The 21758-nt window shown below is 70.6% G+C and carries 20 protein-coding genes; 17 read left to right on the top strand and 3 right to left on the bottom strand.

Annotation, left to right across the window (positions count from 1 at the left end; translation table 11 throughout):
• The first annotated feature begins 1 nt into the window (after window position 1).
• From hrcA to ACT3UL_RS04610, 6 genes are all read left to right on the top strand, one after another.
• Entirely contained in the window at window positions 2-1012 is a 1011-nt protein-coding gene (gene hrcA / locus ACT3UL_RS04635) for a heat-inducible transcriptional repressor HrcA (protein ID WP_444576959.1), read from the top strand.
• Window positions 1013-1138: 126 nt separating this feature from the next.
• Window positions 1139-2272 carry a molecular chaperone DnaJ gene (gene dnaJ, locus ACT3UL_RS04630; RefSeq protein WP_444576958.1) on the top strand — a complete coding sequence of 378 codons (1134 nt, stop codon included), beginning with the start codon at window positions 1139-1141 and terminating at the stop codon, window positions 2270-2272.
• Window positions 2273-2281: 9 nt separating this feature from the next.
• Window positions 2282-3070: a 16S rRNA (uracil(1498)-N(3))-methyltransferase gene (locus tag ACT3UL_RS04625; RefSeq protein WP_444576957.1), complete on the top strand. Its 789-nt coding sequence runs from the start codon at window positions 2282-2284 to the stop codon at window positions 3068-3070.
• A gap of 481 nt (window positions 3071-3551) precedes the next feature.
• Complete coding sequence (locus ACT3UL_RS04620; RefSeq protein ID WP_444576956.1) at window positions 3552-4610, top strand: ABC transporter ATP-binding protein; 1059 nt, start codon at window positions 3552-3554, stop codon at window positions 4608-4610.
• On the top strand, window positions 4607-5434 hold the full coding sequence (locus tag ACT3UL_RS04615; protein WP_444576955.1) for an ABC transporter permease: 828 nt from the start codon (window positions 4607-4609) through the stop codon (window positions 5432-5434). Before ACT3UL_RS04620 ends, ACT3UL_RS04615 begins: the two co-directional genes overlap by 4 nt.
• Window positions 5427-6284 (top strand): ABC transporter permease, encoded by an 858-nt coding sequence (locus ACT3UL_RS04610; RefSeq protein ID WP_444576954.1) that lies wholly within the window; start codon window positions 5427-5429, stop codon window positions 6282-6284. Before ACT3UL_RS04615 ends, ACT3UL_RS04610 begins: the two co-directional genes overlap by 8 nt.
• A gap of 83 nt (window positions 6285-6367) precedes the next feature.
• Here ACT3UL_RS04610 and ACT3UL_RS04605 read toward each other — a convergent pair whose 3' ends face one another.
• Window positions 6368-6910 carry an NADPH-dependent FMN reductase gene (locus tag ACT3UL_RS04605; RefSeq protein ID WP_444576953.1) on the bottom strand — a complete coding sequence of 181 codons (543 nt, stop codon included), beginning with the start codon at window positions 6908-6910 and terminating at the stop codon, window positions 6368-6370.
• Between the two features lie 77 nt (window positions 6911-6987).
• On the opposite strand from ACT3UL_RS04605, the gene ACT3UL_RS04600 reads away from it, so the two are divergent.
• The 6 genes from ACT3UL_RS04600 to leuA all read left to right on the top strand — a co-directional run bounded on the left by ACT3UL_RS04600 (window position 6988) and on the right by leuA (window position 13446).
• Window positions 6988-7350, top strand: a complete 363-nt coding sequence (locus tag ACT3UL_RS04600) for a histidine triad nucleotide-binding protein (protein ID WP_444576952.1) — start codon at window positions 6988-6990, stop codon at window positions 7348-7350.
• A gap of 6 nt (window positions 7351-7356) precedes the next feature.
• A complete protein-coding gene (locus tag ACT3UL_RS04595; RefSeq protein WP_444576951.1) occupies window positions 7357-8403 on the top strand; it encodes a PhoH family protein in 1047 nt (348 codons plus the stop codon).
• A 71-nt stretch (window positions 8404-8474) separates the two neighbouring features.
• Entirely contained in the window at window positions 8475-8936 is a 462-nt protein-coding gene (gene ybeY, locus ACT3UL_RS04590; protein ID WP_444576950.1) for an rRNA maturation RNase YbeY, read from the top strand.
• Window positions 8937-9027: 91 nt separating this feature from the next.
• Window positions 9028-10440, top strand: coding sequence for a hemolysin family protein (locus tag ACT3UL_RS04585; protein ID WP_444576949.1), 1413 nt, complete (start codon window positions 9028-9030; stop codon window positions 10438-10440).
• Window positions 10430-11455 (top strand): GTPase Era, encoded by a 1026-nt coding sequence (gene era, locus ACT3UL_RS04580; protein WP_444576948.1) that lies wholly within the window; start codon window positions 10430-10432, stop codon window positions 11453-11455. The genes ACT3UL_RS04585 and era overlap by 11 nt, the downstream gene beginning before the upstream one ends.
• Before the next feature lie 179 nt (window positions 11456-11634).
• The gene (gene leuA / locus ACT3UL_RS04575) at window positions 11635-13446 is read left to right on the top strand and encodes a 2-isopropylmalate synthase (protein ID WP_444576947.1); all 1812 of its coding nucleotides are present in this window, start codon (window positions 11635-11637) and stop codon (window positions 13444-13446) included.
• A 150-nt stretch (window positions 13447-13596) separates the two neighbouring features.
• Here the strand turns inward: leuA and ACT3UL_RS04570 are convergent, their stop codons facing one another.
• Window positions 13597-14670: an EamA family transporter gene (locus ACT3UL_RS04570; RefSeq protein WP_444576946.1), complete on the bottom strand. Its 1074-nt coding sequence runs from the start codon at window positions 14668-14670 to the stop codon at window positions 13597-13599.
• Window positions 14671-14762: 92 nt separating this feature from the next.
• On the opposite strand from ACT3UL_RS04570, the gene ACT3UL_RS04565 reads away from it, so the two are divergent.
• The 3 genes from ACT3UL_RS04565 (at window position 14763) to ACT3UL_RS04555 (ending at window position 19011) form a co-directional block, all read left to right on the top strand.
• A complete protein-coding gene (locus ACT3UL_RS04565; RefSeq protein WP_193117579.1) occupies window positions 14763-15689 on the top strand; it encodes a LysR family transcriptional regulator in 927 nt (308 codons plus the stop codon).
• 161 nt (window positions 15690-15850) lie between these two features.
• A complete protein-coding gene (locus ACT3UL_RS04560) occupies window positions 15851-18193 on the top strand; it encodes a M28 family peptidase (RefSeq protein WP_444576945.1) in 2343 nt (780 codons plus the stop codon).
• Between the two features lie 50 nt (window positions 18194-18243).
• On the top strand, window positions 18244-19011 hold the full coding sequence (locus ACT3UL_RS04555; protein WP_444576944.1) for a methyltransferase domain-containing protein: 768 nt from the start codon (window positions 18244-18246) through the stop codon (window positions 19009-19011).
• A gap of 108 nt (window positions 19012-19119) precedes the next feature.
• On the opposite strand, the gene ACT3UL_RS04550 is transcribed toward ACT3UL_RS04555, so the two are convergent.
• Window positions 19120-19899, bottom strand: a complete 780-nt coding sequence (locus ACT3UL_RS04550) for an EcsC family protein (RefSeq protein ID WP_444576943.1) — start codon at window positions 19897-19899, stop codon at window positions 19120-19122.
• Between the two features lie 191 nt (window positions 19900-20090).
• On the opposite strand from ACT3UL_RS04550, the gene recO reads away from it, so the two are divergent.
• Together recO and ACT3UL_RS04540 are read left to right on the top strand one after the other, a co-directional pair.
• Entirely contained in the window at window positions 20091-20825 is a 735-nt protein-coding gene (gene recO / locus ACT3UL_RS04545) for a DNA repair protein RecO (protein ID WP_444576942.1), read from the top strand.
• Window positions 20826-20918: 93 nt separating this feature from the next.
• Window positions 20919-21731 carry an isoprenyl transferase gene (locus ACT3UL_RS04540; protein WP_193117582.1) on the top strand — a complete coding sequence of 271 codons (813 nt, stop codon included), beginning with the start codon at window positions 20919-20921 and terminating at the stop codon, window positions 21729-21731.
• Window positions 21732-21758 lie beyond the last annotated feature (27 nt).

Genomic DNA, 21758 nt, shown 5'->3' with positions numbered 1-21758 from the left:
GGTGAGGGACACGGACGCACGGAAGCTGCAGATCCTCGGCGCGATCGTCGAGGACTACGTCTCCACCCATGAGCCCGTCGGCTCCAAGTCGCTGCTGGACCGCCATGAGCTCGGCGTCTCCGCGGCGACGGTGCGCAACGACATGTCCTCGCTCGAGGAGGAGGGGCTGATCCATCAGCCCCACACCTCGGCCGGCCGGATCCCGACCGACAAGGGGTATCGCGCCTTCGTGGACCATGTCGCGACCGTCAAGCCGCTGTCGGCCCCCGAGCGCCGGGCCATCCGGACGCTGCTGGAGGACGCCGGCGACGTCGAGGAGCTGCTGGGCCGGACCGTGCGTCTGATGGCGCAGCTGACCCAGCAGGTCGCCATGGTGCAGTACCCGGCGCGGCGCCAGGCCCGCATCCGTCACGTCGAGCTGGTCAAGGTCGCCGACTCCCTGCTCCTGGTCGTGCTCATCACCGAATCCGGCCGGGTCGACCAGCGCACGGTCCCCGTGCTCTCACCCCGACCCACCGAGTTCTACGCCGAGCTGCGCGATCAGCTCAACCGGGCCGTCTCCGGGCGTGAGGTCACCGACCTGCAGCGCCCGCTGACGGATCTCTGCGAGACCCTGCCGCTCGTCGACCGGGCGGCTGCCACCGAGGTGGCGGAGGCGCTCGCAGCCCTGGCCGCGACCCGCGCGGAGGACCGGATCATGCTGGCCGGAACCTCCAACATCGCCCGTTCGGCCCAGGACTTCGCCCGGGACGTGGAGCCGTTGCTCGACGTCCTGGAGGAGCAGCTGGTGCTGATGCGTCTGTTCACCGAGATGCATGCCTCACCCGGTGCGGTCGAGGTGCGCATCGGATCGGAGCTGCGCGATCAGGCGCTGCACCAGGCGGCGCTCGTGGGCGCCGGCTACGGGGCAGGATCGCACCTCGCGATCCTCGGGCCCAGCCGCATGGACTACGTCGCCGGCATCTCGACCGTGCAGGCCATCGCCCGGTACGTGTCGCGCTATCTCGAATGACCCGGTGGCGCGCACGCATGGCGCCCCGGCTCCCCGCAGGACCCCACAGCATCCATCACTGACCGTGCCCGTCCGCCGCCTGCCGTGGCCCCGGGCGCCCCGACTCCCCGGTAAGGATCCTTCACCGTGAACGACGACTACTACGAGCTCCTCGGCGTCTCCCGCGACGCCTCGACCGAGGAGATCAAGAAGGCGTACCGGAAGCTCGCCCGGACCCTCCACCCGGACGTCAACCCCGACCCCGAGGCCTCCGAGCGCTTCAAGAAGGTCTCCCAGGCCTACGAGACCCTGTCCAACGCGGACAAGCGCCGCCAGTACGACATGGGCGGCGGCCCCGGCATGGGCGGTGGCGGCGGATTCGGCGGCTTCGGAGGCGGAGCCGGATTCGACGTCAACGACATCTTCGACATGTTCGCCGGGGCGACCGGCATGCGGGGTCGCAACCAGGGCCCCGTGCCCCGCCAGCGCCGTGGCGGAGATGTGCTGCGCCGGGTGAAGATCGACCTGCGCGACGTGGTCTTCGGCACCGAGAAGGAGGTCTCCTTCCGCACCGCGGTGCTCTGCGAGCACTGCCACGGTGCCTGCTCCGAGCCCGGCACCAGCCCCACCCGATGCACGGCCTGCAACGGCAGCGGCCACGTCCAGCGCGTCGCCCAGTCACTCCTGGGCCAGATGGTGACCATGGCGCCATGCCCCACCTGCGAGGGCCACGGCGACGTCATCGAGACCCCCTGCACCGGCTGCTCCGGCCACGGCCGCACACCGTCCGAACGCTCCGTCACCGTGCGCATCCCCTCCGGCGTCGAGAACGGCACCCGGATCCAGCTGCGCGGCGAGGGCGAGACCGGTGAGGCCGGCGGCCCCTCCGGTGACCTCTTCGTGGAGCTCGCCGTCGCCGAGCACGAGATGTTCGTGCGTGACGGGGAGGACCTGGTGATCACCATGGCCGTGCCGATGACCTCGGCGGCGCTCGGCGCGACCATCCCGCTGGAGACCTTCGACGGCACCCAGGAGATCGATGTGAAGCCCGGCGCTCAGCCCGGGGACGAGATCACCCTCAAGGGCCTCGGCGTCACCCCGCTGCGCCGCGAGCGCCGCGGCGACGTGCGCGTCGTGCTCGATGTCGCCGTGCCCACGACGCTCAGCGACGAGGAGCGTGAGCTGCTCCAGCAGTTCGCGGATCTGCGCGGCGACGAGACCACACGGCGCAAGGGCCACGGTCCCTTCGCCAAGCTCCGCGACCGCCTGCGCGACCTCTGAGGCGCTGATATGCCCACCACCCCGCCCGGGTTCCTGATCCTCGACGCCGCTCTCGAGACGGCGCGCGAGGGCGACACGCTGACCCTGGGTGGGGACGAGGGCAAGCACGCCGCCAAGGTGGCCCGGATCGGGGTGGGGGAGCAGATCCTGCTCACCGACGGTCCGGGTCGCCAGGTGCTCGCCGAGGTGACCGTGGCCCGCAAGGAGGCCCTCGACCTGCGTCTGCTCGAGGAGCCGTCGCCTGCTGTCCAGCGCCTGCCGAGGCTGGCGCTCGTGCAGGCGCTCGCGACGGGCGGTCGCGACGAGCAGGCCGTCGAATCCGCCACCGAGCTCGGGGTGGACCGGGTGGTGCCGTGGATCGCCCGGCGTTCCGTCTCGGTGTGGCGGGGCGACAAGCTCGTCAAGGGGCGTGCCCGCTGGACCGGCACGGTGCGGGCCGCTGTGAAGCAGTGCCGTCGGCCCGGGATCCCCGCGGTCGACGCCCCTGTCACGACCCGCGAGCTCGTCGCCGATCTGCGTGAGCGCTCCGCCGCCGGCACCCTCGTGCTGGTCCTCCACGAGCAGGAGTCCGTGGGTCTCATGGAGCTCACCGACGAGCTGCGGGCCGCGAGCGAGCACGGGGTCGAGGAGATCGTCGTGATCGTGGGCCCCGAAGGCGGCATCGCCCCCGAGGAGCTCGACGCGCTGCGCGAGGCCGGAGCCCGTTCGGTGCTGCTGGGCCCTGAGGTGCTGCGCTCCTCGACCGCCGGGCCCGCCGCTCTCGCGGTGCTCAGCGGCCTCCTCGGCCGCTGGGGCTGACCAAACCCCCGCAGCGCCTGTCGCCGAAGTCGCCGCCGAAGCCACCGCAGCGCCTGTCGCCGAAGTCGCCGTCGACGCGGCCGCCGCCACCGCCGAGGCACCGACGCAGAGGCACCCACCGTCGGAGACATGCCGCTGCCCGTCGGCGACACGCTGCTCACCGTTACCGAGACCCTCGATTCGTGTCCGGAGCGGCACGTTCCTGAGGAGTCGGCGACGTGCATGGCCGTGTCGCGGTGGGGTGCGACATCGCGGTGGGTGGCGACGTCGAGATAGGGGGCAACATCGAGGTGGGGCGCGACATCGCGGTGGGTTGCGATGTCGAGGTAGGGCGCGACAGTGCGATGGATTGCGGAGTCGCGGTGTGTGACCGGCATGTGCCCTGTGACGTGCGCCACCGGTGTGTAGGGTGGTTCCCCATGTGCCCTCTCGAACCGCTCCGTGCCCGATCCTCGGCAGCGAACGCGACGGACTCACGACGATGATCCTCGCCGAGAACCTGGTCAAGGAGTTCAGCAGGCCTCGCCGGGTCGAGGGCCGGTGGGCCGGTCTGCGGTCCTTCGTCAGCACCGAGAAGATCACCACGCGGGCGGTCGACGACATCTCGCTGCGCATCGATGACGGGGAGATCGTCGGGTATCTCGGCCCCAACGGCGCCGGGAAGTCCACCACCATCAAGATGCTCACCGGCATCCTCGTGCCCACGTCCGGGCACATCGAGGTCGAGGGGATCGTGCCCTGGAAGGACCGGCGCACCAACGCCCGCACCATCGGCGCCGTGTTCGGCCAGCGCACCCAGCTGTGGACCGACCTCCCGCTGAGGGAGTCCTTCGAGCTGATCGCGAAGCTCTACGGGCTCGCGCCGGAGGACTATCGCCGATCGCTCGACGTCTTCGTGGACCTGCTGGACATGGGTCCCTTCCTCGACACCGCCGTGCGCTCGCTGTCGCTCGGGCAGCGGATGCGCGGGGACATCGTCGCCGCGATGCTGTACCGGCCGCCGGTGCTCTACCTCGACGAACCGACCGTCGGCCTCGACGTGGTCGCCAAGGCCCGGATCCGCGACTTCATCGGCGAGCAGAACCGCGCGGAGGGGACGACGGTGCTGCTGACCACGCACGACATCTCCGATATCGAGCAGCTCGCCCGGCGCGTGATCATCATCGACGAGGGCCGCATCCTCTACGACGGCGGGCTGGACAGCCTCCGGGCCCGCTATGCGCCCTTCCGCGAGATCCAGGTGAGCGCCTCCGAGATCCCGGAGTCCGTCGAGATCGAGGCCCTGACGCTGACCAAGCTGGTCCCGGTCGGGGAGGAGATGCGGGCGACGTTCCACTTCGATCCGGCGCAGATCCCGGCCCCCGCGGCGATCGGCCGGCTCACCGCCGCGCTGGAGATCACGGATCTGTCCTCCCGGGAACCGAACGTCGAGGACGTGATCCGTCGGATCTACACCGACCGCGGGGTCGAACCGGCCGCCGACAGCCCGGCCTCCGCCAGCCCGGGCGCTGCCGGCCCGAGCCGCACGGGACAGCGGTGAGCGCCCCCGCCCAACGGCTGTCCGGCCCGCAGGTCCGCGTCGCCCTGCGGGCCTCGGTGGGGCATGCGGCCCGCTCCCAGTTCGCCTTCCGGGCCTCCACCTGGACCGGGATCGTGGCCTGCGTGCTCCAGGTGGTCCTCGTGCACCTCGTGTGGACCGCCGTCTACGGAGGGCGTGCGGACGTCGCGGGCGTCGCCCAGGTCGACGCCGTCACCTATGCCGTGCTCGGCGTGCTGACCACCACGCTGTTCCAGCCGTTCATGTTCGACTCCCTGCTGGGGAGGCTGCGCACCGGGGCGATCGCCTTCGACGTCATGCGGCCGGTCTCCGCCGTCCCTGTGGCACTGGCCCGACAGCTGGGCGGCACGATCGCGCAGCTTCCGGCCGCGGTCGCGGCGCTCGTCGTGGGTCTGGCGCTCGGTGCGATCGCCCTGCCGGGGTCCTGGGTCTCCGGCCTCGCGTGCGTGCTGTCCCTGGTCCTCGGGTTCGCGATCGCCCTCATCGTGAACTTCACCGTGGGCCTCGTCGGATTCTGGACCCTGGAGACGGGCGGCGCCTTCCTCATCTACCGGATGCTCGCCCAGTTCTCCTCGGGCGCTCTGATCCCGCTGTGGTTCATGCCCGACTGGCTCACCGGCATCCTCACCCTGCTGCCGTTCTCCGCCCAGGTGTTCGTCCCGCTGTCGATCTACGTGGACCGAGATCCCGGCTGGCACACCGTGCAGGCGATCGGGCTGCAGGCCCTGTGGATCGCGATCCTGCTCGCCCTGGCCACCCTGGTGTGGCGACGAGCCATCCGTCGGCTGGTGATCTTCGGTGGCTGAGAACCTGAGGACCAGGGACCACAGCTCCCGCCGGTCCCTCGCGCGGCCGGTCCCGACCTGGCGCACCTACGGCATCCTGCTGGGGGCGACCTGGCGCAGCATGCGTGTGCACCGCATGAACCTGATCCTCACCTTCCTGGGCAGCGCCGCCCTCCAGGGCACCCAGCTCGCCTTCATCGGTGTGCTGCTGGGGGCCTTCGGCACCATCGCCGGATGGGACGTGGCCGAGGTGGCCTTCCTCTACGGGCTGCGGCTGACAGCGCACGGCGTGTGCACCATCAACTTCGGGCAGCACCGCGCCAGCGCCCAGGTGGTGCGCAACGGCGACTGGGACCGCTATCTGCTGCGCCCGGCACCGCCGCTGCTGCAGCTGCTCACCCGCTTCTTCAACCCCGGGACGATCGGGGACCTCGTGCTGGGGGTCTCGATCCTGAGCGTCGCCGCGACGTCGATCGAGATCCGCTGGAGCCCGTGGATCGTGCTGTACGTGGCGCTCGCGGCGATCAGCGGCGGGCTGGTCGAGGCCGGCTTGCAGATCGGGATCTCCGGACTGGACTTCACGATGGGCCCCACGACGCGCGTCAAGGACACCATCGACCGGGTGCTGACGGACTTCGGTGCGTATCCGATGACGATCTTCGGCACCGCGGGCGCCTGGCTGCTGACCTTCCTGCTCCCGCTCGCGTTCATGGCCTATCTCCCGGCCGCGCTCGTGCTCGGCCACGCCGAGGAGCTGGTCGTGCCGCTGTGGCTCGCCCAGCTCTCACCGGTCGTGGGTCCGCTGGTGCTCGTCGGCGGGATCGCGGTCTTCCGGTACCTCTCGAGGTACTACGCGAGCCCGGGGCACTGAGAGCCCCCATCGAGCCCCCATCATTTCGAGAGCACCTCCGCCGACCCGATGCGCCGACGGGGTCCGGAGACAAGAAGGCCGGATCAGCCGATCGGAGCGAGCGCTTCCTGCTCGAGGGTGGCGAAGGCCTCCTCGAGGGCTGCGGTCTTCTCCGCGGTGACGAACAGCTCGCCGTCGATCGAGAGGTCCTCGCGGAAGCCGAGGCCGATGCTGCCGATCACCTCGGCGTCCAGTCGACGCATGAGTGCCTCCAGGAGCGGGAGCACCTCGCCTGCGGCGCCCCAGCCGTAGCCGACGAGCAGGGTGGGCAGCGCCGACCACTCGGCGTAGAGGAAGTCGATCGCGTTCTTCAGGGCGCCGGGGTAGGACCCGTTGTACTGCGGGGTAAGGATCACCACGGCATCCAGGGCGGCGATCCGCTCGCCCCAGGTGCGTCCGTGATCGGTGGTCTTCTCCGCGCCGGACTTCGGGCTCGAGGGCTCGTCGAAGGACGGCAGGGCCACATCGCGCAGGTCGATGAGGTCGATGTCGAACCGGTCGCGGGCGGAATCGGCGACCCATCGGGCCACCTTCTCGCCGACGCGGTTGGGGCGGGCGCTGCTGATGATGATGCCAAGTTTCGTCATGATGGTTAAAACTTCTCATACCCTGCTCGGTCACTCAAACGGGATGTGCGCAGACTCGCTCCCGTAGACTTGCCGCTATGGGAAACACTGCTGCCGCACCGTCTGTTCCGGACTGCGTCTTCTGCCGGATCGTGGCCGGCGAGATCCCGTCGGACCGCGTCCACGAGGACGATCAGGTGATCGCCTTCCGCGACCGGTCTCCGCAGGCGCCTGTGCACGTGCTCGTCGTCCCGCGCGAGCATCGCCGCGACGTGCTCGAGCTCGTCGACCAGCCGGAGCTGCTGGGGCATATCGCCTCCGTCGGCGGCACAATCGCTGCTGACCTGGGCAATGGTGACTTCCGATTGATCTTCAACACCGGCGCGGATGCCGGACAGACCGTATTCCACGTGCACGCGCACGTCCTGGCGGGCGGGCCGCTCGCAGAAGGAGAGATGTGACGGATCTTGGCTGATGCCCTGACCCCGACGCCCGGCCGCGCCCCCGAGGTGCTGGAGCGGAAACTGGCGATCCCGGACGATCTGAGTCCGTTCCAGGTGCTCGGTGAGAACGATCAGGCACTGGCAGCGCTCGAGGACGCGGTGCCCGACACAGATGTTCATGTGCGCGGTCACGAGGTCACCCTGCGCGGCACCCAGGACGCCCTGCGACGCTCCGAGCACATCATGCGCAGCCTCATCGACCTCGCCGGAACCGGCCAGGCCGTCACCACCGAGGCCGTGCAGCGCGCCGCGAACCTCTACGGCGACGACCGCGGCTCGGGACAGAAGCTCGAGAAGGTGCTCTCACGCACGGTCCTGTCCTCCCGCGGGCGCTCGATCCGGCCCAAGACGCTGGGCCAGCAGAAGTACATCGAGACGATCGAGTCCTCGACGATCACCTTCGGCATCGGCCCCGCCGGCACCGGCAAGACGTACCTCGCCGTGGCGATGGCGGTCCAGCAGCTGCTGAGCAAGCAGATCAACCGGATCATCCTCACGCGGCCCGCCGTCGAGGCGGGGGAGAAGCTGGGCTTCCTGCCCGGGTCCCTCAACGAGAAGATCGATCCGTACCTGCGGCCCCTCAACGACGCGCTGCACGACATGCTCGACCCGGACTCGATCCCGCGCCTCATGGCCGCCGGGACGATCGAGGTCGCGCCGCTGGCCTATATGCGCGGGCGCACCCTGAACGACGCCTTCATCATCCTGGACGAGGCGCAGAACACCACGCCCGAGCAGATGAAGATGTTCCTCACCCGGCTCGGGTTCAACTCCACCATGGTGGTCACGGGCGATGTCACCCAGGTCGATCTCCCGGGTTCCCAGCAGAGCGGCCTGCGGGTCGTCGAGCAGGTGCTCTCGGGGATCGACGACATCTCCTTCTGCCGGCTCTCCTCCCGCGACGTCGTGCGCCACAGCCTGGTCAGCGACATCGTCGATGCGTACGGTCGCTGGGAGATCCGCCCCGGCGGCAGCAGGGACTCCCGCCACCGCGCCTCCACCGCGACCTGATCCCCGGATCGGTCGCCGAGGACCCACCACAGAGCATCGACCACAGAGCACCGAGAGCTGAGCTGCCAGACATGACCATCGAGATCCGCAACGAGACCACCTACGTCGTCGACGAGAACGAGTTCGTCGACTGCGCCCGCTTCGTCTTCGAGTCGATGCACCTCAACCCGGCCACAGAGATGTCGATCCTCTTCGTCGACGAGGACGCGATGGAGAAGCTCCACGTGCAGTGGCTGGACCTCCCGGGGCCGACGGACGTCATGAGCTTCCCGATGGACGAGCTCACGCCCGGCAGCGCCGAGCATCCCGCGCCGGAGGGCCTGCTCGGCGATGTCGTGCTGTGCCCGAGCGTCGCCGCGAAGCAGGCCGCCGAGGCAGGGCACAGCGCCGTCGAGGAGATGCTGCTGCTGACCTGCCACTCGATCCTGCACCTGCTCGGCTACGACCACATGGAGGAGGACGAGCGGAAGGTCATGTTCGACCTCCAGCGCCAGCTGCTGCTGACGTTCCTCGCCTCGCGGGGGAAGAGCTGAGCGCCACCGCCATGTCCGATCACCCTCCGCAGCATCCGGACCGCTCCGACTGTTCTGACCTTACTGACCGTACTGACTGCTGGAACCTCCCGTGCTGAGCACCGCGCTGCTCGTCCTCATCCCGCTGGGCCTGGCATCGCTGGTGGTCTCCTCCCTGCTGATGGCCGTGGACGGTGCCTATCTCACGGTCTCGCGCGGCGCACTCGAGAAGAGCCTGGCAGAGCACCCCGAGCCCACGCGGACCCAGGTCCTCGCCCAGCACTCCGATGCGGCCCGCACCCTCCTGTCCGTGTCCCTGGGCAGGATGCTCGCCGAGGCGGTGACCGTCACCGCGATCGCCGGCATCGCCTTCATGGGGGCCGACCGTCTCGGGATCGGGGCCAGCTGGCTCGCGCCGACGGTGGTGACCGTCGTCGGGGCCGCGCTGCTGCTGCTCGTGATCCTCGTGATCTCCCCGCGCACCATCGGTCGCAGCCGCCCCGAGTCGGTGCTCGTCTCGAGCCGCTGGGTGGTGGCCGCGGCGCGCGGCGTGCTCTGGCTGCCGGTGAGCGCGCTGACCGCCGTCGGCGCGAACCTCGCCGCCCGTCCCGGCGCGCAGGACCGCGCCGAGGACGCCGCTGAGAAGGCCCGCCAGAATGTGGACCGGGCGCTCGAGGACGAGCACGTCCAGGACGGCGAGCGGGACATGATCCAGGGTGTCTTCGAGCTGCGTGACCGGATGGTGCGCGAGCTGATGGTGCCGCGCACCGACATGGTCGCCCTCTCCTGCGACGACTCCGCCGAGTCGGCGGTCCAGCTGTTCGTGCGCTCGGGCTTCTCGAGGATCCCGGTCATCGGCGAGAACGTCGACGACCTGCGCGGGATGCTGTACGTCAAGGACGTCATGAAGGCGATCCACGCGCCCTGGGACCCGCGTCCCGACCGTCCGGTCTCCGAGATCATGCGACCGGCTCGCTTCGTGCCCGAGTTCGTCATGGCCGACGAGGTCCTGCGGCAGATGCAGACCAGCCACGTGCACATCACGATGGTGGTCGACGAGTACGGAGGGGTGTCCGGGATCGTCACGATCGAGGACATCCTCGAGGAGATCGTCGGTGAGATCGCCGACGAGCACGATCCTGACGAACCCGAGATCGAGGACCTCGGCGAGGGCCGCTACCGGGTCCCCGCACGCGCCGGGCTCTCGGAGGTCGGGGACCTGTTCGACCTCGAGCTGGACGACGACGACATCGACAGCGTCGGCGGGCTCCTCGGCAAGGTGACCGGTCGGGTGCCGATCGTCGGCTCCCGCGCCGAGGCCTTCGGGCTGGTGCTCGAGGCGGAGAGCACCTCGGGCCGCCGCAGGAGGCTGAGCACCGTGATCGTCTCCCGGGTCCGGGATGCCCAGGACCGACAGGACGCCGCGGACGCACAGAATTCGCAGGAATCGCAGGATTTGCAGGAATCGCAGGATTCGCAGGACGACATGCATGACGCCGATCAGGAGACCGCAGATGACCGATGACCTCGACCCCACCACCCCGGGTGCCAGCGCCCCGGCTCCCCGTGAAGATCTCGGCGGGCCGGGCAGTCAGGCGGCGGGGGAGAGCCCGACGCACCGCTCGGGCTTCGTCGCCCTCGTGGGCCGTCCCAACGTCGGCAAGTCGACACTGACCAACGCCATGGTGGGGGAGAAGGTCGCGATCACCTCCAGCAAGCCGCAGACCACCCGTCGCGCCATCCGCGGCATCGTCACCGGTGAGGACGCCCAGATCATCCTCGTGGACACTCCGGGCGTGCACCGCCCCCGCACCCTGCTCGGCGAGCGGCTCAACGATCTGGTGCGCGAGACCCTCGGCGAGGTCGACGTGGTCGGGTTCTGCCTGCCCGCGGATCAGAAGATCGGCCCCGGTGACCGCTTCATCGCCGAGGACCTTGTCGAGATGCGCACGGGCCGACGCGGACCGCGCGTGGTCGCGGTCGTGACCAAGACCGACCTCGTGAACCGCGACCTGCTGGCCCAGCACCTGATGGCCGTGGACCAGCTGATGGACTTCGACGAGATCGTCCCGATCTCCGCCGTGAAGGGCGAGCAGATGGACGTGCTGCTCGAGGTGATCGCGAAGCAGCTGCCCGAGGGGCCGCAGCTGTACCCGGACGACCAGCTCACCGAGGAGTCGCGTGATGATCGCATCTCCGAGCTGATCCGCGAGGCGGCCCTCGAGGGCGTGCGCGAGGAGCTGCCCCACTCGATCGCCGTGGTGGTCGAGGAGGTCGTGGAGACGGACCCCGACGACCCCTTCGTGCACGTCGAACCAGGAGAGGGCCGGCTCGTGGTGCGCGCGACCCTCTTCGTCGAGCGCGACAGCCAGAAGGGCATCATCATCGGCAAGGGCGGCTCGCGTCTGAAGGAGGTCGGCACCCAGGCTCGCGGGGAGATCAACCACCTCATCGGCCGCAAGGTGCACCTGGACCTGCGCGTCAAGGTCGCCAAGGAGTGGCAGCGCGATCCCAAGCAGCTGGGCCGCCTCGGGTTCTGACCCGGCTGCGGCGTTCGCATGGTGAGCGGATCCTGACGGCCGCGGCGACGGTGCTACCGTGGCGCTCATGCGTGGATCGCTGCTTCTGCTTAGCCGCCGCGACGGGACCTGAACGCCGGGACCCCGCCGCGGCTGACGTTGTGTCCGGCGACCGGTACCCCAGCGAGAAGGACCCCCTGATGACTGAATCCACCACCACCGCTCCTGCCATCGCCGCCGTCGGCGACCCCGCGGAGCCCGTCGTCGGCTCCACCGGCGAGGCCCCCCAGCAGCCCTCCGGCATGCCGATCCACAAGTACCTGCCCTTCCACGAGCAGATCCGCGTGGAGCTCCCGGACCGCACCTGGCCCACCCGCCGGATCACCCGCGCCCCCCGCTGGTGCGCCGTGGACCTGCGCGACGGCAACCAGGCCCTCATCGACCCCATGAACGCCGAGCGCAAGCTGCGGATGTTCGAGCTGCTGGTCGCGATGGGCTACAAGGAGATCGAGGTCGGGTTCCCCGCCGCGTCCGCGACGGACTTCGACTTCGTGCGCACCCTCATCGACGAGGACCGCATCCCCGAGGACGTCTCCATCCAGGTCCTCACCCAGTCCCGCGAGCACCTGATCGAGCGCACCTACCAGGCGATCGCCGGCGCCCCGCGCGCCGTCGTCCACCTGTACAACTCCACCTCGGTGGTCCAGCGCGACGTCGTCTTCCGGGCGGACGAGGACGCGGTGCTCGACATCGCCGTCCAGGGCGCGCTGCTGTGCAAGAAGTACGAGGAGACGATCCCGGACACGCAGATCACCTACCAGTACTCGCCGGAGTCCTACACCGGCACCGAGCTCGAGTACGCCCTGCGGGTGTGCAACGCGGTCATCGACATCGTGAAGCCCACGCCCGAGGACAAGATGATCGTCAACCTGCCGGCGACGGTGGAGATGGCCACGCCCAACGTCTACGCCGACTCGATCGAGTGGATGCATCGGAACCTCGATCGTCGCGACTCCCTCGTGCTGTCGCTGCACCCGCACAACGACCGCGGCACCGGCGTCGCGGCCGCGGAGCTCGGCTACCTGGCCGGCGCCGATCGGATCGAGGGCTGCCTGTTCGGCAACGGGGAGCGCACCGGCAACGTGGACCTGGTGACCCTGGGCCTGAACCTGTTCAGCCAGGGCGTCGACCCGCAGATCGACTTCTCCGACCTCGACGAGGTGCGTCGCACCGTCGAGCACTGCAACCAGATGCCGGTCCCCGAGCGCAGCCCCTACGGCGGCGACCTCGTGTTCACCGCCTTCTCCGGCTCCCACCAGGACGCCATCAAGAAGGGTCTGGAACGGATGGAGTCCGACGCGGAGAAGGCCGGCAAGGCGCTCGACGATCTGGTGTGGCGCGTGCCGTACCTGCCCGTGGACCCCAAGGACCTGGGCCGCTCCTACGAGGCCGTGATCCGCGTGAACTCCCAGTCGGGCAAGGGCGGGATGGCCTACCTGCTGCGCACCGAGCACGGCCTGGATCTGCCGCGTCGCCTGCAGATCGAGTTCTCCGGGATCGTGCAGCAGCGCACGGACTCCGACGGCGGCGAGGTGAGCCCGGACCAGCTCTGGGACGCCTTCACCGACGAGTACCTGCCCGCCACCGACGAGGCACGTCGCTGGGGCCGCTTCGCGATCACGTCCATCCATCAGGAGTCCACCGGCGAGGGCGCGGACCGCATCACGGTCACGCTCGTGGTCGACGGCGAGGAGCACACGGTCACGGGCATCGGCAACGGTCCGCTGGACGGCTTCGTCAAGGCCCTCGCCGAGCGCAAGATCGACGTGCGGATCCTCGACTACGCCGAGCACGCGCTGACCGAGGGAGACGACTCGCTGGCCGCCTCGTACATCGAGTGCGAGATCGGGGACCGGATCTTCTGGGGCGTGGGCATCGACGGCTCGATCACCCGTGCCTCGCTCGAGGCGATCATCTCGGCCCTGAACCGCGAGCACCGCGTCCAGCGCTGAGACCCGGCGCGGGCCCCGAGCGGCCGGTGCCCGCCCTCCGCGGGTCGTGTTCCGCCCTCCGAGGGACCGGCGCCCGTTCTCCGCGGGCGTGCCGCCCGTGATGTCGTGGAAGGTGCCGCTGAGCTGGCACCTTCCACGATGTGGCCCGGGTCAGCGCCGCCCGGTGTCGGTGCCGCACGCTCCAGGCGCCTCGTCGGCCCCCAGCCCCTCCTCGGGGAATACGACGGGCATCTCCCCGGTCAGGGTCGCGTGGGTCGGTGTGGGAAGCTCCCATCCGGGCTCCTCGTCGACCGGCTGGGGCTGGTCGGGAGCGGCGCCCCGGGCGGTGAGGGTGATGCCCACGCTCGCACCCACGACGAGCAGCGCGGCGGCGATGCGCAGGGCCGTCGCGTCCTGGCCGATCAGGAGCACCCCGGCGAACAGAGCGATGACCGGCTCGAGGCTCAGGAGGATCCCGAACACGTGGCGGGGGAGCCGTCGCAGCGCCGCGAGCTCGAGGGTGTACGGCAGCACCGAGGCGAGCAGCGCCGTGCCCACGGCGAGGCCGAGCAGACGCAGATCCACCAGGCCCGCGACCGCTCCGGGGGCACCCAGCGGGAGCACCACGAGGGCGCCGACGGCCATGGCCACGGCGAGACCGTCCTGTCCGGGCACGAGACGTCCCACACGGGCGCTGCACAGCACGTACATTCCCCAGAACACGGCGGCGATCAGGGCGAACAGCACGCCGATGCCGTCCAGTGCGGTGTCGCCGGTGAGGGACTCCAGACCGAACAGGCTCACGCCGCCGAGGGCGAGCACCACCCACAGCAGATCGGTGCGGCGCGTGGAGAGCACCGCGGAGACGGCCAGCGGTCCGAGGAACTCGATCGCGACCGCGGTGCCCAGCGGAATGCGGCTGATCGACGCGTAGAAGGCGCCGTTCATCGCACCGATGGCGCCACCGAACAGGAGCACGGCGATCCACTGCTCGCGGGTGAAGCGGTGGAGCTTGGGCCGCACGATCACGAGCAGCACGAGGGCCGCGATGCCGAGGCGCAGGGAGGTGGTGCCCCAGGGGCCGAGCTCGGGGAAGAGCTGGGTGGCCAGGGCCGCTCCGAACTGGAGCGAGATACAGGAGCTGAGGATGAACATCACCGGGGTCAGCGGCACCCCGGAACCACCACGGGGTGCACCCGTGACCGGGGCCGATCCGGTGGAGGCAGGAGAAGCAGAGATCGTCACGCCTCCACTGTGGGGCCTCGCATCCGATCTGGTCCAGCGAATGTTTCCGACGTGTACCGTGAAGCAATGCTTAACGTCGAGAAGAGGGCGCGATGCTGAACCTCCATCGCCTGTTCCTGATGCACGAACTGCGCAGGTTGGAGACGATGTCGGCGGTCGCCAAGGCCCACTCGATGTCGCCCTCGGCGGTGTCCCAGCAGCTCTCCCACCTGGAGCGGGAGACCAAGGTCACCCTGTTCGAGCAGGCTGGCCGACGGGTCATCCTGACCGATGCGGGCATGCAGCTGGCCCGGCGCGCCGAGGAGATGCTCAGCCTGCTCGAGGCCACCGAGGCCGAGCTCGAGATGGCGCAGGGCGAGGCGAGCGGGGTGCTGCGCGTCGCCTCCTTCCAGACGCCGCTGATCGCACTCGCCCCGGCCACGGTGAGCATCCTCGAGCAGCGCCATCCCGAGCTCCGGATCGAGCTCGCCCAGCGCGAGGTCGAGGCGGCGTACGAGGGCCTCCTGGCGCATCGCTTCGAGGTGATCCTGGGCGAGGACTATCCCGGGGGCCGACGGGTCGTGCGGCGCGGCACCGACCGGGAGGACCTGCTCCGGGACCCGCTGCTGCTGGTGCTGCCGGACTCCGGTCCCTGGTCCGTGCCCGGCTCCCTCGCGGAGCTGGCCGATGCACCCTGGGCGCTGGACCCCGAGGACACCCGCACCGGGGACTGGGCGCGCACCTATCTGCGCGCCGCCGGCGTCGAGCCCCGAGTCCGCTTCGACACCCCGGACCCGCTCCTGCAGGTGCACCTGGTGCGCTCCGGCCATGCGGTCGCCTTCCTCCCGGGCATCATCGCCTCCGAGCACCTCGGTGGGACCCGACCTCTGCGGCTGCCCGGTGACCCTCACCGGTCCCTCTACACCGCGGCCCGGGCCGGGGCGGCGGGCCAGCCCGCGCTGCTGGCCTTCCGAGCCGCCCTGCTCGAGGCCGGTGGGACGCTCAGCGATCTGCACGCCCTGGATCGACTCGAGCGCTGAGCCCCCCGAGCAGTTCTCGGCGGAAGGACGGCAAGGCGGAAGGGCGAAGGGAAGGAGCGACGGGGAGGGCAGGTCTCGGAACCGCAACGGAATCCAGCACGACGGCGTTTCTCCATCGCAAGGAGGAGGCAGAAGCGGCGTCGCCCCTGTACACACGTGGTATGACGATGCGCAGCGGTCCCGACATCCCTGACCCGACCGGGCCCGAGCGCCCACAGGCTGACCCGGACCAGGAGGACGAATCGTCGGCAGAGCCCAGCAGGTCCGGCGCCGCGAGGGCCCGTGCGCAGCGGCCGGGCCGCGGACGGTCCCTCTTCGTGCGCGGGCAGATTCCTCTGCTCCTGGTGGCGCTCGCCCTCGTGGTCGCCCTGGGCTTCGCCTCGCGCGGCGTCACCGCGGCGCAGGGGACGGATGCCCCGGCGGACGTCTTCAGTGCCGCACGTGCCTCCCAGGCGGCCGCAGCGGTCGTGGCCGAGCCGCGTCCCGTCGGGTCGGCGGCGAACGCCCGTGCCCACGAGGAGCTCGCTGACCAGCTGACAGAGCTCGGCTTCACGACCGACACCCAGGAGTCGATCGGGCTGCGCGCGATGGACGACGAGGGGGTCGCTGGGTATACCCGGAACCTCCTCGGAGTACGGCCCGGCACGGACCCCACCGGCACCATCGTCCTGGCGACGCACATCGACTCGGTCCCCCGTGCTCCCGGAGCGGCGGACGCCGGCGTCGGCGTCGCCACGATCCTCGAGTCGATCCGTGCGCTCGGACCGGAGGCTCAGCGCAACGATCTGGTGGTGCTCCTGGTCGACGGGGAGGAGCGCGGACTGCTGGGCGCGCAGGCGTACCTCGATGAGCGGGCCGAGGAGCTGACACCCCCGGTGGTCGTGCTGAACCACGAGGCCCGCGGCATCTCCGGTCGCCCTGTGGTGACCCGGACGAACGGGCCGATGCACGACGTGCTCGGCGCGATGCCCCACCCCGAGTTCGAATCCTTCACCGATGCCCTGTTCGAGATCATCCCCAACGACACCGACTTCACCGTCTATCGTGCGGCCGGCTGGTGGGGGATGGACATGGCGATCATCGACGACGCGTGGGCGTATCACAGCCCCCAGGACGACGCCGCGCACCTCGATCAGAACTCGCTCCAGCATTATGGGGATCTGACCCTCGCGCTCACCCGTGACCTGGCGGGCAGGGACCTGGGCGCGCTGGAGGAGGGGTCGGGTGGGGACCCGGTGCAGACCACAGCCCCGTGGGGGATCGTCGGCATCCACCCGCTGCTGCTGACCGTGCTCGCTCTGTGCGCACCCATCGCGCTGCTGGCCGTGATCCTCGTGGAGCGCCGACGGGGACGGCTCACGCTGCTCGGCGTCGCGCTCGGGGTCGTCGCCGGGACGCTCGGCCTGGCCCTCGCGGTCGCGGTGGCGGTCGTGACCTGGCAGCTCGCCTCCGCCGCGACGCCGCAGATGCTCTCGCAGACGACCCGCGAACCGGTGCGCGCCGAGCTCTTCCTCCTCGCCGATCTTGTGGCCGGCGCGGTGGGGGTCGCCTGCTGCTGGGTGCTGGCGCGCCTTCTCATCGGTCGCGCGGCGCTGCTCACCGGCGCAGGACTCGCCATGACGGCGCTGCTCGCCGCACTGGCCCTCTATTCACCCGCGCTGGGCAGCTCGATGATCCCGCCCGCGATCCTCGCCGCCGCCGGGGCCCTGCTGGCGACGATGCTCCCCGCCGGCCCCGCGCTCGCGATCCGGGTGCTCGCCCTGCTGCCGACGGCGTGGATGCTCGGCACGCAGGTCTCCGCCCTCATGGAGTTCGGCATCGCCTCGTCCGCCGGCGGTCTCGCCGGGACCGCCGTGGTCGGGCTCGGAGCGGCGGCGCCGCTGTTCCTCGGACGCGGCGTCGCCTCCCTCCCCTCCCGGCGACCGCATCGGCTCCTGATCCCGGTGCTGCCCGCCGTGATCACCGTCGGCCTCGTGGTCGGAGGCACCGCGTGGACCCAGGCCGCACCGGAACCGGTCCAGGAGCGGGTGGACGCGCACGTCGACGGCGCGACGGGAGCGACCACCTGGGAGGCGTCCGGGACGACCGCCTGGGGGCAGGCGCTGGATGGCGTCTCGGCCACCTCGGACGTGCCGCTGCCCATGATCGAGGTCGCCGATGCTGCGGGGACGCCGTCGACGGACGGCACGCGGCGCGTCCGGCTGCTCATCACCTCCCCGCGCGAGGCCGCTCAACTGGAGCTCAGCCCGAGCGTCGGGGGTCTCGAGGACGTGAGCATCGACGGGCGCAGTCTGGAATCGGGGAATCCCCTGACCGGGGTGCAGATCGTCGGTGTCCCGCAGGGGGAGGCCGTCACGGTGGAGGCGACCGTCCCCGAGAGCGCCGAGCTCACACTCCTGGAGACCACCTATGATCCGTCGATCGCCGGCGGGTGGAAGGCCCCGGGCGACGACGTCTCCCTCATGCAGCCGCGGGTCCAGGTGGCACTCGACGTCCCGCTCTGAGCCGGGTATCTTGAGATCAAGATAATTCTCGACGGTCGGAGGCCGCAGCGATGGTGCACACCTGGAGCCCGGAGCAGTACCTGAAGTTCGGCGACGAGCGCGGGCGCCCGTTCGTGGATCTCACCGCGCGGATCGGCGCCATCTCGCCCGGTCTCGTCGTCGACCTCGGCGCCGGCCCCGGCACCCTGACCGCCCAGCTCGCCGAGCGCTGGCCGTCGGCCGAGGTGCTCGCGGTCGACGCTAGCCCGCAGATGGTCGCCCGGGCCCAGGAGGTCCCCGGCATCGGGGCGCAGCGAGGGGACGTGCGCAGCTGGGAGCCTCCGCGCGGGGTCGACGTGCTGGTCACCAACGCCATGCTGCAATGGGTCCCCGGGCACCTGGAGCTGCTGCCGCGCCTGGTCGCCATGCTCGCCCCCGGCGGCTGGCTGGCGATGCAGGTGCCCGGCAACTTCGAGGAGCCCAGCCACTCGATCAGGCGGCAGCTCGCGGCGCAGCAGCCTTATGCCCGCCACCTCGACGGGGTCGATCACCCCGCCTCCCATGATGCCGCCACCTACCTCCGCACGCTGGGGCAGCTGGGCCTCGAGGTGGACGCCTGGGAGACGACCTATCTGCACGTGCTGCACGGGCCGGATCCCGTCTTCGAGTGGGTCAGCGGCACCGGGGCCCGGCCCACGCTCCAGGCCCTGCCCGAGGCGCTGCTCCCGGCCTTCGAGGCCGAGTTCAAGGAGCGCCTGCGCCGTGCCTATCCTGACGAGGGCGGCGGCGTCATCCTCCCGTTCCGCCGGATCTTCGCGGTGGCCCGCAAGCCCGCCTGACCGGCCGCAGTCACCTGGCAGGCCGCGGGCTCCTGACAGGCCGCGGGCGCCTGGCAGGCCGCGGGCGCCTGGCAGGTCCCGGGCGCCTGGCAGGTCCCGTCGACCAGCTCAGCGCACCGGCGGGAACGTCCGCTGCGCGGCCTTCGCGATCTTGTTCAGCTGGGCACGGTCCGCGATCGCGCCGAGCACACCGCCGAGCCCCGGGATCGCCTTGCCGAACAGCCGCGCCGACCACAGGCCGAACTTGCGCAGGATGCGACCGCCGATCGCGCTCGCGACGGCGGACTCGGTGCTGCGGGGCAGGCGCTTGGCGACGGTACGGGTCGCGGCGCCGGCGATGGGCCCGAGCCCGATGTTCTTGAGCACGTCCCCGGACTCCTCACCCAGGAGGGAGGCGAGCACGCGCACCCGGATCTCCTCGTCGTCGAGGTCGTAGCCGCGCACCACGGCGATCGCGCCGACCATGCGGGTGGACTGGGCGTAGAACTCCACGACGTTCGTGGGCAGCAGCACGGGCAGCGTGAAGATGCCTCCGAGCCCGGTGAGGAACCCGGCGATCGTGACGCCGCGCCGATGGCGACGCACCAGGCGTCGCACCGCCTTCTCGGGGCGCTTGCGGGCACGGCCACGCTGCGCACGCTTCGCGACGTCCTGCGCCGAGGAGAAGGTCAGCTTCCCGTCCAGGCCGATGTCGCGGAACATCTCGACCATGCGCTGCAGCGCGCTCCCGTCGGAGCCGCCCTTGCCCGAGCGGGCCTCCTTCATGGCCTCCCGAGCGGTCGCTTTCGTCCTGTCGTCACGGTTCAGCATCCCGAGGATCCCCATGGCGTCTCCCTCCCGGTCGTGGTCCGACGTCCCTTCCGGGGCGACGGCTGGTGACGCCATCATGCACGTCCTGACCCCGCAGCGTCGCCGATCCGACCACTCCGTGCGGCCCAGGTGCGGCTCCGGTGCGGTCCTGGTGGGGTGCCGATGCGGTGCCGACACGGATCTGCGGGCTCCGGGGTGACGGACCTCCTGGCCGACACCACCCCTGCCTGCAGCCAGGAGTCACCACCCCGCCGTAGGCTCGAGGGACCATGCAGCAGAAGCTCTACCGAGACGACGCGATCGTCCTGCGCACCCATCCCCTGGGTGAGGCCGATCGCATCATCACGCTTCTCACCCGGCGGCACGGCAAGGTCCGCGCCGTCGCCAAGGGTGTGCGCCGCACCGGCAGCCGCTTCGGTGCGCGGCTGGAGCCGTTCACCCTGGTCGACGTGCAGCTGCACACCGGTCGCAGCCTGCACACCGTCACCCAGGTCGTCGCGATCGAGGCCTTCGCCATCGGGATCAGCGCCGACTACAGCCGCTTCACGGCCGCGAGCGCGATGCTCGAGACCACCGACCGGCTCACCGACGAGATGGTGGACCCCAACCAGCGCGGCTTCCTCATGCTCGTCGGCGCGCTGCGGGCGATGTCGGAGGGCCGTCTCGCCCCGCCGCTGGTCCTGGACTCGTTCCTCATCCGCACCCTCGCCGTCTCCGGATGGGCCCCTGAGCTGTCCATCTGCGCGACCTGCGGGGCACCGGGCCCGCACCATGCCCTCGACATCCGCGCCGGTGGCCTGGTGTGCACCGCCTGTCGTCGTCCCGGGGCCATCGCCGTTCGACAGTCCACGATCGAGCACATGATCTTCCTGCTCGCCGGCGACTGGGACAATGTCGTCACGGCCGACGAGACCGTCATGCAGGAGGCGGGCCGGCTGATCACCGACACGATCACGTGGCACCTCGAGCGCTCGGTGCGCTCCCTGAGCTACGTCGAACGCTGAGACCCCGACTGCTGAGACCCTGATCTCTGAGACCCCGAACGCTGCGGCAACGTCCGCCGACCGTCCGCCCGCGAGACCCCCTGGAGGCCACCGATGCCCGGCGCACCCGTTGCTGCATACGACGAGCCGTTCGAGCACCCCAGCGGTGCGCGCCCGCCGTCGTTGCCGACCCCCACGATCCCCGGCCACGTCGCCGTGGTGATGGACGGCAACGGTCGCTGGGCGAACCGACAGGGGCTCCCGCGCACAGCAGGCCATGAGGCGGGGGAGGCGGCCCTGCTCGACGTCGTCGCCGGTGCGCTGCAGATCGGCGTGACCCATCTGTCGGCCTACGCCTTCTCCACCGAGAACTGGAAGCGCTCCCCGGAGGAGGTGCGCTTCCTGATGGGCTTCTCGCGCTCTGTGCTGCGCCGCCAGCGCGACACCCTGAACTCCTGGGGCGTGCGGATCGTGTGGATCGGCCGCGAGCAGCGCCTGTGGGGCAGCGTCATCAAGGAGCTGCGCGAGGCCGAGGAGCTCACGCGCACCAACTCCCGGATGACGCTCTACATGTGCGTGAACTACGGCGGCCGCGCCGAGATCATCGACGCGGTGCGGGAGATCGCCGAGGAGGCACGCTCCGGGCGCCTGCGCGGGCGGGGCATCAACGAACGCACCCTCGCCCGGCATCTCGCCGATCCTGACATGCCGGATGTGGATCTGTTCCTGCGCACCAGCGGGGAGCAGCGCACCTCGAACTTCCTGCTGTGGCAGTCCGCCTACGCCGAGCTGGTGTTCGTCCCCGAGCTGTGGCCCGATGTGGACCGCGTGGTGCTGTGGCGCGCGATCACGGAGTACGCCCGACGCGACCGTCGGTACGGGGGAGCGGTCGATGTCCCCGGCGCTGCGGAGGTCGACCCCGCCTGAGGGCAGGGTCCGAGCACTAGCACGGGC

The organism is Brachybacterium sp. 107, from assembly GCF_052379725.1.
Taxonomy (GTDB): Bacteria; Actinomycetota; Actinomycetes; order Actinomycetales; family Dermabacteraceae; genus Brachybacterium.
This window is presented reverse-complemented; position numbering and strand designations above follow the sequence as displayed.

Bases quoted from the DNA above. Each gene is read 5' to 3' on its own strand.
- ACT3UL_RS04625 (WP_444576957.1), top strand. From the start codon at position 2,282: ATGCCCACCACCCCGCCCGGGTTCCTGATCCTCGACGCCGCTCTCGAG.
- ACT3UL_RS04620 (WP_444576956.1), top strand. From the start codon at position 3,552: ATGATCCTCGCCGAGAACCTGGTCAAGGAGTTCAGCAGGCCTCGCCGG.
- ACT3UL_RS04605 (WP_444576953.1), bottom strand. From the start codon at position 6,910: ATGACGAAACTTGGCATCATCATCAGCAGCGCCCGCCCCAACCGCGTC.
- ACT3UL_RS04600 (WP_444576952.1), top strand. From the start codon at position 6,988: ATGGGAAACACTGCTGCCGCACCGTCTGTTCCGGACTGCGTCTTCTGC.
- ybeY (WP_444576950.1), top strand. From the start codon at position 8,475: ATGACCATCGAGATCCGCAACGAGACCACCTACGTCGTCGACGAGAAC.
- era (WP_444576948.1), top strand. From the start codon at position 10,430: ATGACCGATGACCTCGACCCCACCACCCCGGGTGCCAGCGCCCCGGCT.
- leuA (WP_444576947.1), top strand. From the start codon at position 11,635: ATGACTGAATCCACCACCACCGCTCCTGCCATCGCCGCCGTCGGCGAC.
- ACT3UL_RS04565 (WP_193117579.1), top strand. From the start codon at position 14,763: ATGCTGAACCTCCATCGCCTGTTCCTGATGCACGAACTGCGCAGGTTG.
- ACT3UL_RS04560 (WP_444576945.1), top strand. From the start codon at position 15,851: ATGACGATGCGCAGCGGTCCCGACATCCCTGACCCGACCGGGCCCGAG.
- ACT3UL_RS04555 (WP_444576944.1), top strand. From the start codon at position 18,244: ATGGTGCACACCTGGAGCCCGGAGCAGTACCTGAAGTTCGGCGACGAG.
- ACT3UL_RS04550 (WP_444576943.1), bottom strand. From the start codon at position 19,899: ATGATGGCGTCACCAGCCGTCGCCCCGGAAGGGACGTCGGACCACGAC.
- recO (WP_444576942.1), top strand. From the start codon at position 20,091: ATGCAGCAGAAGCTCTACCGAGACGACGCGATCGTCCTGCGCACCCAT.
- ACT3UL_RS04540 (WP_193117582.1), top strand. From the start codon at position 20,919: ATGCCCGGCGCACCCGTTGCTGCATACGACGAGCCGTTCGAGCACCCC.